Source organism: Flavobacterium sp. PLA-1-15 (genome assembly GCF_049060005.1).
GTDB lineage: Bacteria > Bacteroidota > Bacteroidia > Flavobacteriales > Flavobacteriaceae > Flavobacterium.
In genome coordinates this window covers 1-19,486 of sequence record NZ_JBMGQS010000003.1, presented here as the reverse complement: position 1 = coordinate 19,486, position 19,486 = coordinate 1, and the positions used below count along the sequence as shown (strand labels likewise).

Genomic DNA, 19,486 nt, shown 5'->3' with positions numbered 1-19,486 from the left:
CAGCAACCACAAAACTTTTCCTTATCTTTGAACTCTTTTTAAAAAAATTATGATACAGTCGATGACGGGCTTTGGGAAAGCGACTTTACAGCTCCCAAACAAGAAAATTACAGTTGAAATAAAATCGTTGAACAGCAAGGGTCTTGACCTGAATGTGAGAATGCCTTCGGTGTACCGCGAGATGGAGTTGGGGTTGAGAAATCAGTTGTCAACAGTGTTGGAAAGAGGCAAGATCGATTTTTCTATTTTTATGGAAAATACTGCCGAACAGACTTCAACTAAAGTAAATGTTCCGATTGTAAAGGCCTACATCAGCCAATTGAGAGAGGTATATGCGGAAGCAGATGAAACGGAATTGATGAAAATGGCCGTTCGCATGCCCGATGTTTTAAAAACCGAGCGCGAAGAGATTGACGAAAACGACTGGAGCGAAATTCAAGTGGTTATCGAGGAAGGCATCAAAAATATCAAGGCATTCCGAATCTCAGAGGGCGTAGCCTTGGAAAAGGAATTTTTGCACAGGATTGCCAATATCATGACGATGATGAACGAAACGGTGGCGCTTGACAGCGAAAGAATCCAAACCGTAAAAACCAGACTACGCACCGCAATTGATGAATTGGAAGTGAATGTTGATGAAAATCGTTTTGAGCAGGAATTGATTTTTTATCTTGAAAAATACGACATCACCGAAGAAAAAGTGCGTCTTGAAAACCACCTGAATTATTTTATTGAAACCCTTGCGGGAAGCGAAGCAAATGGTAGAAAACTAGGTTTCATCACGCAGGAAATGGGTCGTGAAATCAATACGATGGGATCAAAATCGAACCATGCACAGATGCAGAAATTGGTCGTTCAGATGAAGGATGAATTGGAAAAAATAAAGGAGCAGGTATTAAACGTTCTATAGGGCTTCGGCTAAACAAACAATAAACCCACTTAGCTTAACGGCATTTTGCCTGGAGCTTAAAGCAAAACATAATGAATAACGGAAAATTATTGGTTTTTTCGGCACCTTCGGGATCAGGAAAAACTACGATTGTAAGATACCTTTTAGAGCAGAAAGAATTGCATTTAGACTTTTCAATCTCGGCCACATCGCGCGAAAAAAGAGGAGCCGAAATACACGGAAAAGATTACTATTTCTTGTCGATGGAGGAGTTTCAGAAGAAAATTGACGAAGATGCTTTTGTGGAATATGAGGAAGTATATAAGGACAATTTCTACGGGACGCTAAAAAGCGAGCTCGAAAGAATCTGGGCAGAAGGCAAACACGTTATTTTTGACATTGATGTTATCGGAGGACTAAAAATCAAGGAGCAATTTCCGAAGGAAACTTTGGCGATTTTCGTGAGTCCGCCTTCTGTGGAGGAATTAGAAAGAAGACTTCGTTTCCGTCAGACCGAAAGCGACGAAAAGATTGCCATGCGTTTGGCGAAAGCCGAAATCGAAATCGCAAAATCATCAGAATTTGATGTGGTCTTGAAAAACTACGATTTGGAAATTGCGAAAAACGATGCGTATAAATTGGTTTACGATTACCTAAAAATGATTTAATAAGAAACACAGATTTCACAGATTTCACAGATTTTATTTGTGAAAATCTGTGAAATCTGTGTTTATAATAGCTTCAGATGAAAATAGGATTGTATTTTGGAACGTTCAACCCCATCCATGTTGGTCATTTGATTCTTGCGAATCACATGGCGGAGCACTCCGATTTGGAGCAGATTTGGATGGTCGTTACGCCTCATAATCCCCATAAAAAGAAAAGCACCTTGCTCGAAGACCACCACCGTTTGCAGATGGTTTTCCTGGCTACCGAAGGATTCCCGAAACTCCAGCCTTCGGATATTGAATTCAAATTACCCCAGCCGAATTACACCGTGAATACCTTGGCGCACCTGCAGGAAAAATTCCCGCAACATGAGTTTGCGTTGATCATGGGCGAAGACAATCTGAACTCTTTGCAAAAGTGGAAAAACTACGAAGTGATTCTTCAAAACCATGATGTTTATGTCTATCCCCGCTTGAATTCTGGCGAGATTGATGCGCAGTTTGTCAACCATCCCAAGATTCATAAGGTAGAGGCCCCGGTGATTGAACTTTCCTCGACGTTTATCCGCGAAAGCATCAAGAACCAGAAAAATGTGGTGCCGATGTTGCCGCATAAGGTTTGGGAATACATCGATCATAATTTGTTTTACAAGAAGTGATTTTAGCATCTAAAGGCTTCAATTGGAATGAGATTTAATCCATTCTTGAGAAAAATAATCCAGGGCTTTAGTCAAAAAAAGACAAAAAATAAATAAATGAGTCAAATCCTCCGACAGCAAATCGAAAAAATAACGCCCCTTACGGATGCGGAATTCGACTATATTCTCTCGCATTTTGTTCCGAAGAAATTCAAGAAACACCAATTTTTGATTCAAGAAGGGAATGATGTCTTGAATGATTTCTTTGTGCTCGAAGGTTGCCTTAAATTATACCATACTAGTCCTGACGGAAAAGAACACATCCTGCAATTTGGACTTCCAGACTGGTGGATTTGTGATTTCAATGCTTATTTCAACCAAACGAAAGCAACATTAAATATTGATTGTGTGGAGGACACCGAAGTGCTTTGTCTGTCCTTGTACAACCGTGAAAAACTATGTTCGGAAATGCATAGTATTGAGCATTTCTTCCGCAGAAAATCAAATGCAGGCTATATCGCTTTACAGCAAAGAATTTTATCGATGCTGAACAACAATCCGCAACAGCGTTATGAACAATTGTTGCAACTCAATCCCATTCTCTTCCAAAAAGTACCAAAAAAATTGATTGCTTCCTACCTTGGTGTTTCGCGTGAAACCTTGAGCCGATTCGGTTCGTAGTAATAATAGACACTGATTCACAGATTTTATCATCTTTTTAATCTGGCGAAAAAGTGATTTTCATCACACAAAATTTGTGACTTCCCTCATCGTCCCGAAAGTTGTTTCTGGCGAACTTTGTACTATCATTTTAAACAATATATGATGAAAAAGATATTTACATCCGGTTTGATGGCAATCACTTTATTTGCCATCGCGTTACATTCAGAAGCAGGAATTGCACAAACTAAAAAAGAAAAAAAGATGGAAAAGAAAATTTTATTTGTGGTTTCGAGCCACGCCAAGAAAGGAAACACCGGCGAGTCAACTGGTTATTATCTGGGGGAAGTTTCCCATGCCTGGGAAGTTTTGAAAAAGGATTATATAATTGATTTCGTAAGTCCAAAAGGCGGAACACCTCCTGTTGATGGGTTTGATTTGAGTGACCCAGTGAACAAGGAATTTTGGGAAGATGCTGTCTATCACAACAAAATCAGTAATTCGATGAAGCCTTCGGAGGTAAACCCGGCTGAATATGTGGCCATCTATTATGCTGGTGGTCATGGAGCGATGTGGGACTTTGCAGACAATGTGGAACTTTCCAAAATTGCAACCGCAATTTATGAAAACAATGGTATTGTAGGTGCGGTTTGTCACGGTCCGGCAGGTTTGGTCAATATCAAATTAAGTAATGGGAAGTATTTGGTTGATGGTAAAAAAGTAAACGCTTTTACGAATGAAGAGGAGGTTGCCGTGAAGCTGGAAAAAGTGGTGCCGTTTGCTTTGGAGACAAAATTGATAGAACGCGGTGCAAAATTTGAAAAATCTGGCTTGTGGCAAAAGCACGTAACTGTTGATGGAAGATTGATTACTGGTCAGAATCCACAATCGGCAAAAGGTGTTGGTGAGGCAATCTTGAAAGAATTAAAAGCACTAAATAAGTAAATTTCTTAACAGACCATTACGATTTGTTCGCAACGAGCTTTCGTAATTTTACTAAAAATTAAATACTATGCTAAACTTCGAATTATACAATCCTACCAATTATATTTTTGGAAAAGGACAAATGGAAAAGCTATCGACGCTGGTTCCGAAAGGCGCGAAAATCCTTCTGGCTTATGGCGGTGGGAGCATCTTCAAGAACGGTGTTCATAAGCAAGTAACGGACAACCTGAAGGGTTTTGAAATCGTAGAATTTGGCGGAATAGAGCCGAATCCGCATTTTGAAACGTTGATGAAGGCGGTGGAAATTATTAAGGAGAAAAAGATTGATTTTATCTTGGCCGTTGGTGGAGGCTCTGTGATTGATGGGGTGAAATTCATTTCGGCCGCGGTCAATTTCGATGGAAACCCGATTGAGCTTTTGCAGAAAAGAATACTGGTGAAGGAAAACGCTATGCCTTTCGGTACCGTATTGACCTTGCCGGCTACGGGAAGCGAGATGAATTCGGGCGCCGTGGTGACGATTGCCGCCACTCAGGAAAAACTTTCGTTTGGAGGTTCGGCCTTGTTTCCGAAATTCTCCATCTGCGACCCAACGGTAATCTCCTCCTTACCAAAAAGACAGATTGAAAACGGTGTGGTAGACGCCTTTACGCACGTCATGGAACAATACTTGACCTATCCTCACGATGCCTATCTTCAGGACAGGATTGCCGAAGGAATTCTGCAAACCCTGATTGAAATAGGCCCAAAAGTAGTAGCAAATCCGGACGATTATAAACTGGCGTCGAACTTTATGTGGTGTTGTACGATGGCGCTCAACGGATTACTCAACAAAGGCGTTCCAACGGATTGGGCGACGCACATGATTGGCCACGAATTGACGGCGCTTTATGGTATCGACCATGCGAGAACGCTTGCCATCATTGGACCGCATTTATATGATGTGATGTTTGAAACCAAAAAGGAAAAGCTCGCACAATACGGAAAACGCATCTTTAACCTCACGGGTAGCGACGATGAGGTAGCGAAGGAAGCCATCAACAAATCGGTTGAGTTTTTCCACCTGATGGGTATGGACACCAAGCTTTCGGACTATACCGAGGAGTATCAAAATACCGCCGATTTCATCGTGGAGCGTTTCGAAAAGAGAGGCTGGAAGGCCTTGGGCGAAAAGCAAAACATTACCTTGGAAAAGGTGAAAAAAATAGTGGAGGCGAGTTATTAAAAACAGGATACGGATTTTCTAAATCATGGATTCGTTTCGTTAAAAACACAATCTCGCAAAGGCACAAAGTCGCAAAGTTTTCAAATTTCTTTGCGACTTTGTGTCTTAGCGAGAAATCCTTTAAAATCAAAAGGCGCTCCTGGAATCAATCCTGGAGCGCCTTTTTCAAAACACCAAAAACAAAATCTTAACTAACTAAATTATTTTTTATAGCGTAAACAGGATAACCACTTCGCTGTTTACACTTATATTAACGTAGAAGGTTTTGATACATTGTGCTGGTTATCACAATTTTGAGTTAAAATTTGTTGCACAGGTTACATTCTTCAAGGTCAATAACGGTGTACTTACTAGTATTTTAAGTATTTTTGAAGCTTATTAGTAATTTATACGTGCTAAAAAACCAAACAATGACAGAATATCCAAAATTTGCAGTAATAGGTGGTGGAAGCTGGGCAACGGCAATCGCCAAAATGTTATGCGTAAACCTGCCTGAAATAGCGTGGTACATGCGCAACACCGATGCAATTGAGCACATACAGCAACACCATCATAACCCTAATTATCTGAGTTCGGTTGAATTCAATATCAATAAATTAAAACTGACCAGCGATATCAACGAGGCGGTTGCCTATGCAGATTATATTGTATTTGCAATCCCATCTGCTTTCTTGAATGGCGAATTGCAGAAGCTGACCGAAAGCCTGAACGGAAAAGTAATATTTTCGGCCATCAAAGGAATCGTTCCTGAAACGAGCCTTATTGTGGGCGAGCATTTCCATGACAAATACGACATCGATTATGACAATATAGGTGTGATAACGGGACCTTGCCATGCAGAAGAGGTAGCATTGGAACGGTTGTCGTATTTGACTATTGCCTGTGGTGATGCCGAAAAGGCAAAAATAGTTGCGAAATGTCTTTCCGGAAATTACATCAAAGCAAAAATCACCGATGATATTATCGGAACGGAATATGCGGCAATGCTGAAGAATATCTACGCCATTGCAGCAGGAATCGCGCACGGTTTGGGTTATGGCGATAACTTCCAATCTGTTTTGATGAGCAACGGCATCCGTGAGATGAAGAAGTTCATCAAGAAAGTGCACAAGATGAAGCGTAACATCAATAATTCGGCTTATTTGGGCGATTTATTGGTTACGGGATATTCTGTGTTTTCAAGAAACAGGATGTTCGGCAATATGATTGGGAAAGGCTATACCGTAAAATCAGCAATGATGGAGATGAGTATGGTGGCCGAGGGTTATTATGCTACAAAAAGCGCCTACCAATTGAATCAAGAATATGGGGCGACTACGCCGATTATTGATGCGGTTTACAGTATTTTATACGAAGGAAAAGAAGCTAAAAAAGTGTTCAAGAAATTAACCGACAAGTTGGATTAATCAGAATTCTAAACCAAACGATATGAGCGAAAGATGGAAATACCAGTTGAAAGTAGGATTGCCTTGGGGTATCTTTATGACCGTTTTCATGGCGATTTTTAATATGGATGAAAAACCATTGACAGAATTGGTTCAAACCTGGTTCTTTTATTTTCAGATGGCAATGTTTCTTGTTGTAGGTGTTTTTATACTTGGATATTCGAGTTGGAAATCCAAAATAAGGAGAGAAGCCAACAAATAATTTTATCGAACGATTACGCCATTAACGAATAGAATAGGCACTTCTTCTGTTGCTTTTTCGTTGATGGTATTAGTTCTGAAAGTAAATTTCTTATCGTATAAAGTACTTCCGATAAAATACGTCACCATAAATTCATTGTTCAAAGCAAGGACGCTCTTTTCGACCATTTCTACCTTTACCACAGAAACAGCTGGCACTTTTACGAAGGCGTGGCGCAGGAGTGAGGTTTTTTTCATCTCGCCGTCAATGGTTCCGAAAGCTTTTGAAACGACCATCACGCTATCCAAATCAAAATCAGAATCGTTCACCAAATAGATGTACCAAACCTTTTCCATGAAATCGTCGTTCCATTCTTGAACGGCGGCCATAAAAACGTTTTCTACTTTTGGGATGATGATGTCTTTTTTCATTTGATTGCTGATTTTGGATTGCTGATTTTGGATTTCAGATTTAAAACCATCTGAAATCCAAAAAATCAGCAATCGACATTCTTAAATCTTATATGCTTGATTTGAATTGCTCCAAGAAACGGATATCGTTTTCATAGAACATACGGATGTCTCCGATTTGGTGCAGAAGCATTGCAATACGTTCCACTCCCATTCCGAAGGCAAAACCGGTAAATTCATCTGGATTGATACCGCAGTTTTTAAGTACGTTTGGGTCAACCATTCCGCAACCTCCAATTTCTAGCCAGCCTGTACCTTTGGTGATTCTATAATCAGTTTCGGTTTTTAATCCCCAATAGATGTCGATTTCCGCACTTGGTTCCGTAAACGGAAAGTAGGACGGACGAAGACGGATTTTTGACTTTCCGAACATTTCCTTTGTGAAATATAAAAGTGTCTGCTTCAAATCGGCAAACGAAACATCCTTGTCGATATAAAGTCCTTCTACTTGATGGAAAATACAATGCGAACGGGCCGAAACGGCTTCGTTACGGAAAACACGTCCCGGTGAAATGGTACGAATCGGCGGTTTGTTGTTTTCCATATAACGCACCTGAACAGACGAAGTATGGGTTCTCAACAACACATCGGGATTGGTTTGGATGAAAAAAGTATCCTGCATATCGCGAGCCGGGTGGTATTCCGGAAGGTTCAAGGCGGTGAAATTGTGCCAATCATCTTCTATTTCCGGACCTTCGGAAACGTTAAATCCGATGGTAGAGAAGATGTCGATAATTTGATTTTTTACCAATGAAATCGGATGACGGGAACCGATGGACAAAGGCTCGCCCGGACGCGTCAAATCGCCATAGATGCCTTTGGTCTCTTCCTTGCTTTCAAGAGATTCCTGAAGGAATTTTACTTTTTCCTCCGCCGTATTTTTCAAGGTATTGATAACCTGCCCGAATTCTTTTTTCTGTTCGTTCGGAACATTCTTGAATTCAGCAAACAAATCCTTCAAAAGGCCTTTGCTTCCTAGGAATTTAATTCGGAATTCTTCGAGTGTTTGCTTGTTATCGGTTTGAAAAGCTTGGGCTTCGCCAATATATTCTTTAATCTTGTCTATCATCTTCTTTGGTAAAGGTGCAAATTTAGGAAAAAGTTGGAAGTTAGAAGTTAGATGTTGGAAGTTTTACGACCAAATCAACTGCTTTAATCGATTAATTCTTTTTCAAGAAAATAACTTACAATGGCTTCCTTCATCAAAACCGATTGCTCGCCTGCTTTTAAAGGAGGTAAGGTTTCTTTGACTTTGTAATGTGGCCAGCCATCGTTATCGAAATGTTCGAATTCATAGAATCCGTAAGGTTCCAATAGTCGGCAAATGGCAATGTGCATCAGGTTCAACTTCTCGTCTTTCTTGAAAGTACGATGGACTTTTCCTAATTCCTGAACGCCAATCAGGTAGATGATGGCATCCAAATCCAAATCTTCGCCTTGCGAAAACTGATCAGAAAGTAGGTTGACGAGCTTTTCCCAGCGCTCTTTTAGTTGTATATCTCTAGACATTTATAAATTCAAAGTTATGAGTTATGAGTTATGAGTTATGAGTTATGAGTTATGAGTTATGAGTTAACTCCGAAACATCAAAATTAGTCTGCAAAGATAGGTGATGTGTTTTGTTTTTCTACTAAAGTCTTCTATCTTGGCACTTTTATCTTTTATATGAATGTATTCGACATTATTCTGGGTGGTTTCTTACTCTACGGCATCATCCGTGGCGTCTGGAATGGTTTTTTTGTAGAATTAGCTTCTTTCTTATCCTTGATTTTGGGAATCTATATTGCCATAAAATTTTCATTCCTGACCCAATCGATAATCGAAAGTCACGTTTCATGGTCGCCTAAAACGGTCCATATTGTGGCGTTTGCCTTGACGTTTATTCTCGTCGTGGTGGGAATTACCGCTTTAGCAAAAGTGTTTACAACATTGGCAAATTTTGCAAGTTTAGGCTTAATAAATAAAGTAGGAGGTGGATTTTTCGGCTTATTGAAAACCATTTTGATGCTGAGCGTTTCACTACATTTCTTTCATAAATTCAATGAAAAAACCGACTTAGTTTCAAAAGAAACGTTGGTGGAATCGTTGATTTATTATCCAACCTTAGAAGTTTCGGGATTGGTTTATCCTGCTCTTGAAAATTGGTTTATGGAGTTTAAGGAAGAGAAAAAGGTTGAAAACTAAATCTCTTTTACCATATAAAAAATATAAGGTCATTTAAGTGACTATTTCAATTCTTTAATCGCCGATTGCTCAATCCAACCATCTGTTCCGTCCGAAAGCTCGATTTTTTTCCAATTGTCAAGTGTTTCTAAAATCTGAACTTTTGTGCCTTCGTGTAGCATAAAGGCATCTGGAGCATCAGCTTTTGGTTCTGTTTTTACAGAAGTGATTTCGGCAAAAACAATCGCTGGCCTGTCGTTTTCATAGTTCGATTTTTCGAAAATTGCTGAAAGAACGCTCAACACAATCACAAGCAGAGCCAAGAACATTCCAACAAAGAAAATACGCTTTAGCAAAGTGGTTTGGGAGAAATAATATCCAATAAAAAACAATAAAAAAAGGGTTGAAAATCCAACGGCAATCCATCCCCATGCATTGTAATGATTGGAAGAAGTGAAATCCTGAATGAGTTTGCTGAAGCCAACTTTAGGTACTTGCTTGATGTCGTCAATCTGCAGTTTTTGGGCGAAAGCCAGATTGTTTAGAATGTCTTTATCGTTTGGATTTAATAATAAAGCCTTTTCGTAATTGTAAATCGCAGGTGCAACTTTGTTCAATTTATAATAAGAATTTGCTAAATTAAAATACAATTCAGCCGATTCTTTTTTGGTTTTTAAAACACCTTCGTAAGCAACGACCGCTTCGGCGAATTGGTCTTTTCGGTACAGTTCATTTCCTTTTTCAAAGCCATTTTGGGCAAAGAAAGTCGAGGAGATTAATAAAAATATATAGACTAAATTCTTCATTTTTTAACCATTAAGGCATTAAGGTTCATTAAGTTGTATGCTTAAATCTTTCTCAATTATGTTTTTAAAAATCTGTGCTGATAAGTGATTTTAAGAAATCTGTTTTTCCAATTCAGAAATTATCGTAACCGCTTTGTCAAAATCCTGTTGAATGGATACACTTGATGAAGGTGCATAACGGGCAAACTCACAGTTTTCGGTCAGGTTGATAAAATCAGAAACGGTTCCTTCTTGGGCATTTCTTGATAAAAGGATTTCTCGGATTTTATCCTTGCTCATTTCAGAAGTTTCGATGTTTAGTTTTGCTTTCAAGAAGTTGTGCATTGCCTTTTCCAAAGCGATATAAAACAACTCTTTATTGGCGATTTGCTTTCTCGCTTCCGACAGGTATTTCTTCGCCAATTTGTTCGACTGACGGATTCTATTGCCTACAATATCACCGTCCATTGCACGTTTTTTCTTTCTGAACAACATGATAATCGGAATGATGAATAACGGTGCAAATAGCAATCCGTAGAATAAATTGCTTCCAAAAAAGTCGTCCTTCTTGCTCGAAACCAAATTGGTTTTTAGCTTGATGAATTGAAATTGTGCCGAAGCAGAAATCGTTCTTTTAGCAACCCCACTTGTGCTATCAGCCGATGCAACAGCTGGAGTATCATTTTCTGGTCCGTCCAAAACCTTAATCATGATTTCAGGTGAAGTGATGGTTTTATAGGTTCCGGTTCCCAAATCAAAATAAGAGAAACTCATCGGTTTGATGGGATAATTTCCTTTATATTGTGGAATTATGGTGTATTTATCGGCGATATTCCCTGTCATTCCAGAAAGTGGCGTGTTTACGCTTTCTGTATGCACTGGGTCGTACATTTCCAAAGCAGTTGGAACGACTGGTTTTGGCAAATCGAATAATTTCAAATTTCCTGTTCCGGCAACAATTACATTTAAATCCAAGCTTTCGCCGTGTTTCAAAGTGGTTTTGGTTGGTGTTGCCCTAAAGGTAAATTTTCCGACTGCACCTGAAAAACCAGCAGGCTTACCGGCTTCTGGAAGTGCTCGAACGTTGATGGTTTTGGCTCCAGCCGAAACCCTTTTGTTGTCTCGTGTAGTCAAGACTTGTCCAAAAACATTTCTCCTGTTGGTAGGCAATTCCAAATCGATATCCATCGAAAGGGGTTCTATTGAAAGCCTTCCGGATTTCTGTGGATACAGTACAACTCTCTTTAAAATCACCACACGAACTTTTTCGCCATTAAAGGTTCCTTCTTCAACTTTTAGCTGTTTTGGGTCCAGATTTTGACTCCAGAAGTCGTTGTATTTAGGTTTGTCAAGCTCACGCCAATTTGTAATTCCTACATTATAACTGAAATACAGCTTGTACACTACGGTAATCGGTTCGTTGATATAAGGATTGCTTTTGGAAACTTCCGCAACCAAATGTATCGCATCGTTTGCAGAAATCTGTGGTGCATCGTTTGGGTTTTTCGGCATTTCAACAGCAGCTGTCACATTGATCTTTATCGGAGAAGTTTTGTATACCTGTCCGTTAATTTCGATACTCGCCTGTTTGATGGTTACCGAACCTCTTTGTGTGGGCAACAAATAATAAGAATACATTTTATTGAATGTGCCACGACCGTTCACCCACTGCTGGCTGACCTGTTGCATCGGTCCCGTCACAACACGGAATCCGTCAAAATCCGGTGGTGTAAAGTTGTCTCCATCGGCATTCATAGAAAAATCGATACGCAATCTTTCGTTGATGCCTAGTGTTGTCTTGCTGACCTTTGCTTCAAATTGTACCTGAGCAACAAGACCTTGGAAACTTATCAATAATAGAAAAATAAACTTTTTCATTTTTTTGTTGAGACTTTTTTGAGTGTCGAAATTTACCAATCTTTTTCTGTTCTGACAGGCTTGCCTTTTACTTTTTTAGCATTTACCTTATCCTGTACTTTCTTCTCTTCATTATTTACGGCATCCAAAAGGTTTTCTAATCGTTGCTTGGAAATTCCACCTTCTTTTGGTTTTGGCTGACCTTCTTTTTTATCGTCTTTTGGGTTTTTGCCATCACCGTCTTTCTTGTCGTCCTTTTTGTCTTTGTCTTTATCGCCTTGGTCGTCTTTTTTATCCTTGTCGCCGTCCTTTTTATCGTCTTTTTTGTCTTTGTCCTTATCTTTATCCTTGTCCTTTTTGTCTTTTTTCTTGTCGTCTTTTGGAGGCGGATTATCCTTCAGCATTTTTTTTGCCAAGGCATAATTGTAGCGGGTTTCCTCATCAGCAGGATTGTTGATTAGGGCATTTTTATAGGCTTGAACTGCGGCCGTATAATTTTTTTCCTTCATAAAAACATTTCCCAGATTATGGAATGCCTTATGTTTTTCGGGTCTAGACGTTGATTCTTCAATCGCTTTCATGTAGGAAAGTTTGGCTTCCGAAGGCTGATTGATGCTGTAGATTGTATTTCCCAAGTTATAAGAAGCAATCGCTTTTTTAGGAAATTTTGATTGCGAAATCCTGTAATTGGCTTCTGCCTCCACATAATTTTTTGCCTCAAATTCCTCGTTGGCTTGTGGCAGGTTCTTGTCTTTTTCTTGAGCCTTTACAGCAAAAGACAAGAGGATTGTCATCAAGAGTAGTATATTTTTCAAGTCTTTCATCTTCATATCTTATAATTGCTTTTCAGACTTTTCTTCATTAAACAGATTCATTTTTTTCACCCATTTGGTTTTTTTCTCCAAAAGGAAAATATCCACAAACAATAAGGCAAATGCAAAACCTAGAAACCATTGGAATTGTGAGTTGAAATCGGTGAATTGTTCCGAAGCAAATTCAGTTTTTTCAATATTATCCAATGCATTTTTTATGTATTCCAAAACTTCTTTGGTGTTGCTTCCGTTTACATAACCACCTTTTGTAGCTTTTGCAATTTCCTCCAAACTTTTCGGATTCAATTTTGTAATTACTACCTGATTGTCAAAATCACGCTGAAAGCTTTCTACAACCCCATTCTCCTTCAACGGAATTGGGCCACCTTTTTCAGTTCCGACACCAATAGTTATGATTTTCAAACCGGCTTTATTGGCTTCTTCGGCCATGCTTGAAGCGCCTTCTGAATGGTCTTCACCGTCGGAAATCAGTATCAGTAACTTGCTTGTTTCTCCATCTTCATCAAAATAAGTTGAAGACAGTTTGATGGCTTCGTCCAAAGAAGTCCCCTGTGAAGAAACCATTCCAGGATTCATACTTTGGATAAACATTTTGGCAACACCATAATCGGTCGTAATCGGCAAAACCGGGAAAGCGCTTCCGGCATAGGCTACGATTCCAATCCTGTCGCTTCCCAATTGGTTGATGACTTGCGAAACGATCTGCTTACTTTTTTCGAGTCGGCTTGGTGCGATGTCTTCACAAAGCATACTTTTTGAAACATCGACAGCAAAAACGATGTCAATTCCTTGACGTTTCACTGTTTCAGACTTGGTTCCGATTTTTGGATTGACCAAAGCAATAATCAAACTCGCAAAAGCCAAAAGGAAAACTACAAGTTTCAAGATCGATTTGAAGGTAGATTTCTCAGGACTTAATTTTTTCACCATTTCCAAATCGCCAAATTCGCGCTGTTTTTTTCTTTTCCAATATAGATTATACAGGAAAATCAGCACCAGGATTGGGATGATAAATAAAAGATATAAATATTTTTTTTCGTCTAATTCCATCAAAAAATGTAGATTTTAGATTTTGAATTCAGATTATCTGAAGCCAAATCTTGAACTTATGTTTAAATAAAACTTCTGTAAACGGTATTTCTTAATCCAACTTCTAGCAGTAACAGTAAACCTGCAAAAATCAAGAAAGGCCTGTACTTTTCATCGTAATCATAGAATTTGAGTTCTTCGATTTCGGTTGTTTCAAGCTTGTTGATTTCTTCGTAAATGGTTTCCAGTTTTTCATTTGAAGTGGCTCGGAAATATTTTCCGCCTGTTTTTTTGGCGATGTTTTTCATCAATTCCTGATCAATTTCCACCTTCATCATCTTAAAGATGAAATCGCCATTGGCTGCCAAGGCATAAGGATATTCTGCCATTCCGTTTGTACCCAAACCAATTGTATATACTTTAATGCCGTATTCTTCTGCAATATCCGAAGCCGTTTCAGGTTCAATTGTTCCTGAATTGTTTACACCATCAGTCAAAAGAATGATGATCTTGCTTTTGGCCTTGCTGTCTTTCAAACGGTTGATGGCGGTTGCCAATCCGGTACCAATCGCTGTTCCGTCCTGCAAAACGTTATCGAATTTTATTCCTTTCAAGGCATCAATCACAACCGCCTTATCACTTGTAACAGGTGTTTTTGTATAACTTTCTCCTGCATAAACCACCAAGCCAATTCGGTCATTTGGTCTTGAAATGATAAAATCCGAAGCGACTCTTTTTAAGGCTTCCATACGGTTTGGCTTCAAATCGCGGGCCAACATCGAACTCGAGACGTCAATTGCCAAGACGATATCAATTCCTTTCGTGGTTTTGGTTTTACTACTGATATCAACCGTTCTTGGTCGGGCCAAAGCGACAATCATCGAAGCCAAAGCCAGCAAGCGAAGCACAAACAAGAAAGGTTTTAATTTCGCTAAAAGCGAAGAAGAGGTTTTAAAGCCTTTCAGCGAACTCATCTTCAAAGTAGCCGATTGCTCGTTTCTTTTCCAGATTTGCCAGCCGATTATCAGCGGAAGCAAAAGGAACAGCCAAAAGAATCCCGGGTTTAAAAAAGTTACGTTTGTCATCATTGGGTTACTTTTTTAAGTTCAACAGAATTTAAGATCCTTTCCGAAATCTGGTTGGCATACTCATCGCCTTCTTGATGAAGAATTGTGATTTGCTGTAAGCCACCTTCTTGACTGAAAATTAATATTTCGTAATATAATTTAGTACTTTCTTTCTTGATTGGGTCTATCCTAGAAAATGAACCATAACCTTTCTTGCCTGTAATTCCTTCTTTTGTGCTGAAATCTTCCTGCTTCAAAATCATATTTTGAGCGCCTTGTGCTTCAAAAACCCTTACAGTTCCTTCAAGGGCGGTTGTCAGATCTACTTGTGTTTCTTGCTTGTATTGCAAAGTAGAAACAGCTATGTAGAAATTATCCAACATGCTTCCGTAGGCAAACAATTGCATATCCTTTATAACTGCGAAAGCTTCTTTTGGAAGAGTTTTTGTTGCATCCAGACGTTTCAAAACCTTTGGCGTTTCAATCCTAACTGAAGGATTTCCGTATTCACTCAAAACCCATTCGCCTTCGACCAAATCCTTTGTAGGATGTCCGATAATGTTGTCTTTTACGAAATCAAATCCTTTGGTTACGACAAGGAATGTGAAAATACCGATTATCAAACCTACGACAGCTCCAATCGCAATCCCGATTCTTGAATTCCTTTTCTTTCTAAGTTTTTCCTTGATGAGTTTCTGTCTTTGGGCTTCGTTTAGGATGTCTTCTTCCTCCTCAACAACTTCAGGAATCGATCTGTCAAGCGTCAGGATCGTCTTTTCGATTTTCTTCTTGTCTTCGGAAATTTCGAAATCAAGCGGTTTTGATTTGGCAAATTTCACCAAATCGGCTTGTCTTAAAACTTTTTCCAGATTTTCCAAAGTTTCCTGCGTAACGGCCATTTTCTTTTTCTGGGAAGCGGTTCTCAACGCTATAATCAGTTCAGAAGTGGTGCTTTCCATTGCTGGAATTTCGATCGCTTCTTCAATGTAATTTCTTGCAATGTCTGTCAGCTCGCTATAATATGCTTTAACTTCGCCTTTTTGCCAGAGTTCTTTCTTCTCAAGCGAATTCATTAGGCTTGTCGCCTTTTCGATAGGGGTTTTATAAACTTCCTGCTCTACTTTTTTCTTCTGGTATTTCTTTATCAGATGATAAACAAGAAATCCTACACCAACCAAAAGTGCTATAATCAACAGCCATTTCCAGATACTGCTTGAAGCGGATGGCGCGCCGATAATCGGTTTGATTTCGTACATTTTCTGCTGTAGCGTATCAACCTGAACATTCGCCACTTCAACCGAAAGTGAATCCGTAAAATAAGGTTTTTGATTTATAAACACTTTCAAACTCGGAACTGTATATTTTCCCGAATCAAATTGAGCCAATCCGTACTTTTTGATGAGCTCGTATTTTCCGTCCTTTTGTACCGTATCTACCACATAATTACGGATTACCTCCATTCTTCCGAAGTTGGTTCCCGACGGAAAAGTAACGGTTTCAGTAGTATCCACAACAGTTCTCAACGTCAGATTAAACTGTGCTCCAATTTTATTCTTGGTCGTGTCAATCGATGTTTCTACCCGTTTCTGGGCAAAAAGCGTTGTTGTAAATAATAGAAATAGTATATAGAATTTTATTTTCATTCTTATATCATTTAAACCTGATTGGTTTTAAACTTGTTTTTTGGAATTATCTCGATTTGAAGTAACCCAGTAATTTGGTTACATAACTTTCGTCAACTCTTGTATTCACAGCTCCAGCACCACATTTGCTAAAAGTTTCCTTGAAATAATTTACCTTTTCGTGATAGTATTTTTCGTAATCCAAACGCACTTGTTTCGAACCGGTATTTACCAATTGCACTTGGCCGGATTCAGCATCCAGCATCGGAACCATTCCCAGATTTGGTATTTTTTCCTCACGCAAATCATACACCCTGATTCCGGTAATGTCGTGTTTCTTGGAGGCAATCTTCAACGTATGTTCATATTCATCAGTAATGAAATCTGAAATCAAGAATACAATTGCTTTCTTTTTCTGAGTTCCCGATAGAAATTTCAATGCTTGTGAAACGTCGGTCTTGTTGCTTTTGGGTTTGAATTCAATCAGTTCACGGATGATCCTCAAAACGTGTGATTTCCCTTTTTTAGGCGGAATATACAATTCAATCTGATCGGAGAATAGGATAAGTCCGATTTTATCATTGTTCTGTGTAGCCGAAAAAGCCATGGTTGCGGCGATTTCTGTTACAATGTCCTCCTTGAATTGATTCTTAGAACCGAAACTTGCCGAACCACTGATGTCCACCATCAGCATCATCGTAAGTTCACGTTCTTCTTCAAAAACCTTGACGTGGGCCTCGTTGTATTTTGCCGTTACATTCCAATCGATGGCACGGATATCGTCGCCGTATTGGTATTGGCGCACCTCGCTAAAAGTCATACCGCGACCCTTAAAAGACGTATGGTATTCGCCCGAAAAGATATGATCGCTCAATCTACGGGTCTTGATTTCTATTTTTCGTACTTTCTTGAGTAGTTCTTTTGTATCCATTTTTAGGCAAATAGGCAATAAGCAATAGGCATTAGAAAACAGTTTGGAAACTATTGGCTTTTGCCCGTTGGCTAATTACTTTACGGTACTTCGATTTCGTTTACGATCTTGTTGATGATGTCTACAGAAGTAACATTTTCCGCTTCCGCTTCGTAGGTAATTCCAATTCTGTGACGCAACACATCATGAACAACTGCACGAACGTCTTCAGGAATTACATAACCACGACGCTTGATGAAGGCATAGCATTTTGCAGCCGTTGCCAAGTTGATGCTTCCACGAGGAGAAGCTCCAAAGCTGATCAGCGGTTTTAGTTTCTCTAATTTATATTTCTCAGGATAACGTGTTGCAAAGATGATGTCAAGGATGTATTTCTCTATTTTTTCGTCCATATATACCTCGCGAACCGCTTCTTGAGCTCTCAAAATCTGGTCAACGGTAATAACAGGATTTACTTTTTCGAAAGAACCTTTTAGATTCTGACGGATCACCAAGCGCTCGTCCTCAATTTTTGGATAATCGATAACCGTCTTAAGCATGAAACGATCGACTTGTGCTTCCGGTAACGGATAAGTTCCTTCCTGCTCAACGGGATTCTGGGTGGCCAAAACCAAGAAAGGCTTGTCCAGTTTAAAAGTAGTATCGCCAATGGTAACCTGCTTTTCCTGCATCGCTTCAAGCAAAGCGGATTGTACTTTTGCAGGAGCACGGTTGATCTCATCCGCCAAAACGAAATTAGCGAAGATAGGTCCTTTTTTTATAGAGAATTCGTTTGCTTTAATGTTGTAGATCATGGTTCCAATAACATCGGCAGGCAATAAATCCGGCGTAAACTGGATCCTGCTGAAAGAACCCTGAACTGCCTGAGAAAGTGTGTTGATGGCCAATGTTTTTGCCAATCCTGGAACACCTTCCAACAAGATATGCCCTTGTCCCAAAAGCCCGATCAATAATCTTTCGATCATGTGCTTCTGTCCCACAATTACTTTGTTCATTTCCATGGTGAGGAGGTCAATGAATGCACTCTCTCTTTCAATTTTTTCATTAATAGCTCTTATGTCCAAAGTAGCAGTATTTTCTTCCATTTTAGTGTTTTTGTTAATTTAAAATTGACTGGAATAATTTAATGGTGCAAATTGAATTTTTTTTTAGAAGTAAGATGTTAAAGAATGGTTAAAACTTGTAGGAATCCTTTGGTTTTAAGGATGAATTGTGATTTTGTTTTTATATTTTTAAGAACTCAAAAAATACTCCATAAAGCATCATTTGGGTGCTTAAGCTAATGTTGTGAATTTGGGATTTTTTTCAATTTAAAAAGCCTTTACGTCTGTGTAAAGGCTTTTTAAATTTACTGTAAAGCATTATCTATCTTTTTATCAATAAATGCTAAAAATGATTCATGCGTTTTTTTATAGAAGACTTCTTCGCCGTTGTCATCTAAAATAACTTTATCTGCAACAAAATTATAGACTGGTGGGTTGTCACCTTCATCTAAAAAGAAAAATAAACTTGAATCTGCGTCATTATATTCTGCAAAACACCAAAATGGCTTCATTTGTAATCCAACTCTTTGAAAGGCTTCTTTAGCATATTCTTGCATAAATTCGAGATCATCGTATCCTCGATTCCAGTCTCCAATTATACTGTCTCTTTTGCCTGCAATGAATAAGAATTCCTTGTATGCTTTAGGAAGTTTTAAATTTAAGTTGTTTTCGAGATTTGATATCTCAGTTTCAGAAACCCCTATTCTTCTCAATTTTATATTTGTTCTATAAATGTTCTCTAGGCTTTTTAAATATTCTATTTCCATAATTATTATTTTAAAGGTCTTATTACTTCATGCTTTGAATATAATTCAATTAATTTCTCTCCATTTTTGCTCCGCTATAATATATTTTTATTTTAGTATTATGCAGTTTTTGGAACTTGCTTATCTAAATGATACCAAACATAAATAGAAAAGCCGAGATTCAAAATCTCGGCTTTTAAAATTAGTAATCTTCATTATCTGAGAGTTCATTCATAAATTCTTCGAATGAATTACACACTAATTCTATATCTCCCGATTCATTTATAAA

General features: G+C 38.8%; 21 protein-coding genes. 9 read left to right on the top strand and 12 right to left on the bottom strand.

Features of this window, described 5'->3' with window-relative positions; translation table 11 throughout:
- Positions 1 to 49 precede the first annotated feature (49 nt).
- From ACI6PS_RS03315 to ACI6PS_RS03280, 8 genes are all read left to right on the top strand, one after another.
- The gene (locus tag ACI6PS_RS03315; protein WP_421011129.1) at positions 50 to 910 is read left to right on the top strand and encodes a YicC/YloC family endoribonuclease; all 861 of its coding nucleotides are present in this window, start codon (positions 50 to 52) and stop codon (positions 908 to 910) included.
- Positions 911 to 981: 71 nt separating this feature from the next.
- Positions 982 to 1,557 (top strand): guanylate kinase, encoded by a 576-nt coding sequence (gene gmk / locus ACI6PS_RS03310; RefSeq protein WP_421011128.1) that lies wholly within the window; start codon positions 982 to 984, stop codon positions 1,555 to 1,557.
- 77 nt (positions 1,558 to 1,634) lie between these two features.
- Positions 1,635 to 2,216 (top strand): nicotinate (nicotinamide) nucleotide adenylyltransferase, encoded by a 582-nt coding sequence (gene nadD, locus ACI6PS_RS03305; protein ID WP_421011127.1) that lies wholly within the window; start codon positions 1,635 to 1,637, stop codon positions 2,214 to 2,216.
- Between the two features lie 96 nt (positions 2,217 to 2,312).
- The gene (locus tag ACI6PS_RS03300) at positions 2,313 to 2,876 is read left to right on the top strand and encodes a Crp/Fnr family transcriptional regulator (protein ID WP_421011126.1); all 564 of its coding nucleotides are present in this window, start codon (positions 2,313 to 2,315) and stop codon (positions 2,874 to 2,876) included.
- A gap of 144 nt (positions 2,877 to 3,020) precedes the next feature.
- Positions 3,021 to 3,800 carry a type 1 glutamine amidotransferase domain-containing protein gene (locus tag ACI6PS_RS03295; protein WP_421011125.1) on the top strand — a complete coding sequence of 260 codons (780 nt, stop codon included), beginning with the start codon at positions 3,021 to 3,023 and terminating at the stop codon, positions 3,798 to 3,800.
- Between the two features lie 67 nt (positions 3,801 to 3,867).
- Positions 3,868 to 5,025, top strand: coding sequence for an iron-containing alcohol dehydrogenase (locus tag ACI6PS_RS03290; RefSeq protein ID WP_421011124.1), 1,158 nt, complete (start codon positions 3,868 to 3,870; stop codon positions 5,023 to 5,025).
- Between the two features lie 410 nt (positions 5,026 to 5,435).
- Positions 5,436 to 6,431, top strand: a complete 996-nt coding sequence (locus ACI6PS_RS03285) for an NAD(P)H-dependent glycerol-3-phosphate dehydrogenase (RefSeq protein ID WP_421011123.1) — start codon at positions 5,436 to 5,438, stop codon at positions 6,429 to 6,431.
- Between the two features lie 22 nt (positions 6,432 to 6,453).
- Positions 6,454 to 6,672, top strand: a complete 219-nt coding sequence (locus ACI6PS_RS03280; protein ID WP_421011122.1) for a hypothetical protein — start codon at positions 6,454 to 6,456, stop codon at positions 6,670 to 6,672.
- A 2-nt stretch (positions 6,673 to 6,674) separates the two neighbouring features.
- On the opposite strand, the gene ACI6PS_RS03275 is transcribed toward ACI6PS_RS03280, so the two are convergent.
- The 3 genes from ACI6PS_RS03275 to ACI6PS_RS03265 form a co-directional block, all read right to left on the bottom strand.
- Entirely contained in the window at positions 6,675 to 7,082 is a 408-nt protein-coding gene (locus ACI6PS_RS03275) for a hypothetical protein (RefSeq protein WP_310027669.1), read from the bottom strand.
- 88 nt (positions 7,083 to 7,170) lie between these two features.
- A complete protein-coding gene (gene pheS / locus ACI6PS_RS03270; RefSeq protein WP_421011121.1) occupies positions 7,171 to 8,190 on the bottom strand; it encodes a phenylalanine--tRNA ligase subunit alpha in 1,020 nt (339 codons plus the stop codon).
- Between the two features lie 83 nt (positions 8,191 to 8,273).
- Entirely contained in the window at positions 8,274 to 8,630 is a 357-nt protein-coding gene (locus ACI6PS_RS03265) for a hypothetical protein (protein ID WP_421011120.1), read from the bottom strand.
- Positions 8,631 to 8,786: 156 nt separating this feature from the next.
- On the opposite strand from ACI6PS_RS03265, the gene ACI6PS_RS03260 reads away from it, so the two are divergent.
- Positions 8,787 to 9,305 carry a CvpA family protein gene (locus tag ACI6PS_RS03260; RefSeq protein WP_421011119.1) on the top strand — a complete coding sequence of 173 codons (519 nt, stop codon included), beginning with the start codon at positions 8,787 to 8,789 and terminating at the stop codon, positions 9,303 to 9,305.
- 41 nt (positions 9,306 to 9,346) lie between these two features.
- Here the strand turns inward: ACI6PS_RS03260 and ACI6PS_RS03255 are convergent, their stop codons facing one another.
- From ACI6PS_RS03255 to ACI6PS_RS03215, 9 genes are all read right to left on the bottom strand, one after another.
- A complete protein-coding gene (locus ACI6PS_RS03255) occupies positions 9,347 to 10,090 on the bottom strand; it encodes a tetratricopeptide repeat protein (protein WP_421011118.1) in 744 nt (247 codons plus the stop codon).
- 90 nt (positions 10,091 to 10,180) lie between these two features.
- Positions 10,181 to 11,947, bottom strand: a complete 1,767-nt coding sequence (locus ACI6PS_RS03250) for a BatD family protein (RefSeq protein WP_421011117.1) — start codon at positions 11,945 to 11,947, stop codon at positions 10,181 to 10,183.
- Between the two features lie 32 nt (positions 11,948 to 11,979).
- Positions 11,980 to 12,750 (bottom strand): BatC protein, encoded by a 771-nt coding sequence (locus tag ACI6PS_RS03245; protein WP_421011331.1) that lies wholly within the window; start codon positions 12,748 to 12,750, stop codon positions 11,980 to 11,982.
- Positions 12,751 to 12,759: 9 nt separating this feature from the next.
- Complete coding sequence (locus ACI6PS_RS03240; protein ID WP_421011116.1) at positions 12,760 to 13,809, bottom strand: vWA domain-containing protein; 1,050 nt, start codon at positions 13,807 to 13,809, stop codon at positions 12,760 to 12,762.
- Between the two features lie 62 nt (positions 13,810 to 13,871).
- On the bottom strand, positions 13,872 to 14,873 hold the full coding sequence (locus tag ACI6PS_RS03235) for a vWA domain-containing protein (RefSeq protein WP_421011330.1): 1,002 nt from the start codon (positions 14,871 to 14,873) through the stop codon (positions 13,872 to 13,874).
- Positions 14,873 to 16,498 (bottom strand): hypothetical protein, encoded by a 1,626-nt coding sequence (locus ACI6PS_RS03230; protein WP_421011115.1) that lies wholly within the window; start codon positions 16,496 to 16,498, stop codon positions 14,873 to 14,875. Before ACI6PS_RS03230 ends, ACI6PS_RS03235 begins: the two co-directional genes overlap by 1 nt.
- 46 nt (positions 16,499 to 16,544) lie before the next feature.
- Positions 16,545 to 17,408 (bottom strand): DUF58 domain-containing protein, encoded by an 864-nt coding sequence (locus ACI6PS_RS03225; RefSeq protein ID WP_421011114.1) that lies wholly within the window; start codon positions 17,406 to 17,408, stop codon positions 16,545 to 16,547.
- Positions 17,409 to 17,488: 80 nt separating this feature from the next.
- On the bottom strand, positions 17,489 to 18,493 hold the full coding sequence (locus tag ACI6PS_RS03220) for an AAA family ATPase (protein ID WP_421011113.1): 1,005 nt from the start codon (positions 18,491 to 18,493) through the stop codon (positions 17,489 to 17,491).
- Between the two features lie 263 nt (positions 18,494 to 18,756).
- A complete protein-coding gene (locus tag ACI6PS_RS03215; RefSeq protein WP_421011112.1) occupies positions 18,757 to 19,218 on the bottom strand; it encodes an SMI1/KNR4 family protein in 462 nt (153 codons plus the stop codon).
- Between the last annotated feature and the right edge of the window lie 268 nt (positions 19,219 to 19,486).

Excerpts from the sequence above, each read along its gene's own strand:
- ACI6PS_RS03315 (WP_421011129.1), top strand. The coding sequence starts at position 50 with ATGATACAGTCGATGACGGGCTTTGGGAAAGCGACTTTACAGCTCCCA.
- gmk (WP_421011128.1), top strand. The coding sequence starts at position 982 with ATGAATAACGGAAAATTATTGGTTTTTTCGGCACCTTCGGGATCAGGA.
- nadD (WP_421011127.1), top strand. The coding sequence starts at position 1,635 with ATGAAAATAGGATTGTATTTTGGAACGTTCAACCCCATCCATGTTGGT.
- ACI6PS_RS03300 (WP_421011126.1), top strand. The coding sequence starts at position 2,313 with ATGAGTCAAATCCTCCGACAGCAAATCGAAAAAATAACGCCCCTTACG.
- ACI6PS_RS03295 (WP_421011125.1), top strand. The coding sequence starts at position 3,021 with ATGAAAAAGATATTTACATCCGGTTTGATGGCAATCACTTTATTTGCC.
- ACI6PS_RS03290 (WP_421011124.1), top strand. The coding sequence starts at position 3,868 with ATGCTAAACTTCGAATTATACAATCCTACCAATTATATTTTTGGAAAA.
- ACI6PS_RS03285 (WP_421011123.1), top strand. The coding sequence starts at position 5,436 with ATGACAGAATATCCAAAATTTGCAGTAATAGGTGGTGGAAGCTGGGCA.
- ACI6PS_RS03280 (WP_421011122.1), top strand. The coding sequence starts at position 6,454 with ATGAGCGAAAGATGGAAATACCAGTTGAAAGTAGGATTGCCTTGGGGT.
- ACI6PS_RS03275 (WP_310027669.1), bottom strand. The coding sequence starts at position 7,082 with ATGAAAAAAGACATCATCATCCCAAAAGTAGAAAACGTTTTTATGGCC.
- pheS (WP_421011121.1), bottom strand. The coding sequence starts at position 8,190 with ATGATAGACAAGATTAAAGAATATATTGGCGAAGCCCAAGCTTTTCAA.
- ACI6PS_RS03265 (WP_421011120.1), bottom strand. The coding sequence starts at position 8,630 with ATGTCTAGAGATATACAACTAAAAGAGCGCTGGGAAAAGCTCGTCAAC.
- ACI6PS_RS03260 (WP_421011119.1), top strand. The coding sequence starts at position 8,787 with ATGAATGTATTCGACATTATTCTGGGTGGTTTCTTACTCTACGGCATC.
- ACI6PS_RS03255 (WP_421011118.1), bottom strand. The coding sequence starts at position 10,090 with ATGAAGAATTTAGTCTATATATTTTTATTAATCTCCTCGACTTTCTTT.
- ACI6PS_RS03250 (WP_421011117.1), bottom strand. The coding sequence starts at position 11,947 with ATGAAAAAGTTTATTTTTCTATTATTGATAAGTTTCCAAGGTCTTGTT.
- ACI6PS_RS03245 (WP_421011331.1), bottom strand. The coding sequence starts at position 12,750 with ATGAAAGACTTGAAAAATATACTACTCTTGATGACAATCCTCTTGTCT.
- ACI6PS_RS03240 (WP_421011116.1), bottom strand. The coding sequence starts at position 13,809 with ATGGAATTAGACGAAAAAAAATATTTATATCTTTTATTTATCATCCCA.
- ACI6PS_RS03235 (WP_421011330.1), bottom strand. The coding sequence starts at position 14,873 with ATGACAAACGTAACTTTTTTAAACCCGGGATTCTTTTGGCTGTTCCTT.
- ACI6PS_RS03230 (WP_421011115.1), bottom strand. The coding sequence starts at position 16,498 with ATGAAAATAAAATTCTATATACTATTTCTATTATTTACAACAACGCTT.
- ACI6PS_RS03225 (WP_421011114.1), bottom strand. The coding sequence starts at position 17,408 with ATGGATACAAAAGAACTACTCAAGAAAGTACGAAAAATAGAAATCAAG.
- ACI6PS_RS03220 (WP_421011113.1), bottom strand. The coding sequence starts at position 18,493 with ATGGAAGAAAATACTGCTACTTTGGACATAAGAGCTATTAATGAAAAA.
- ACI6PS_RS03215 (WP_421011112.1), bottom strand. The coding sequence starts at position 19,218 with ATGGAAATAGAATATTTAAAAAGCCTAGAGAACATTTATAGAACAAAT.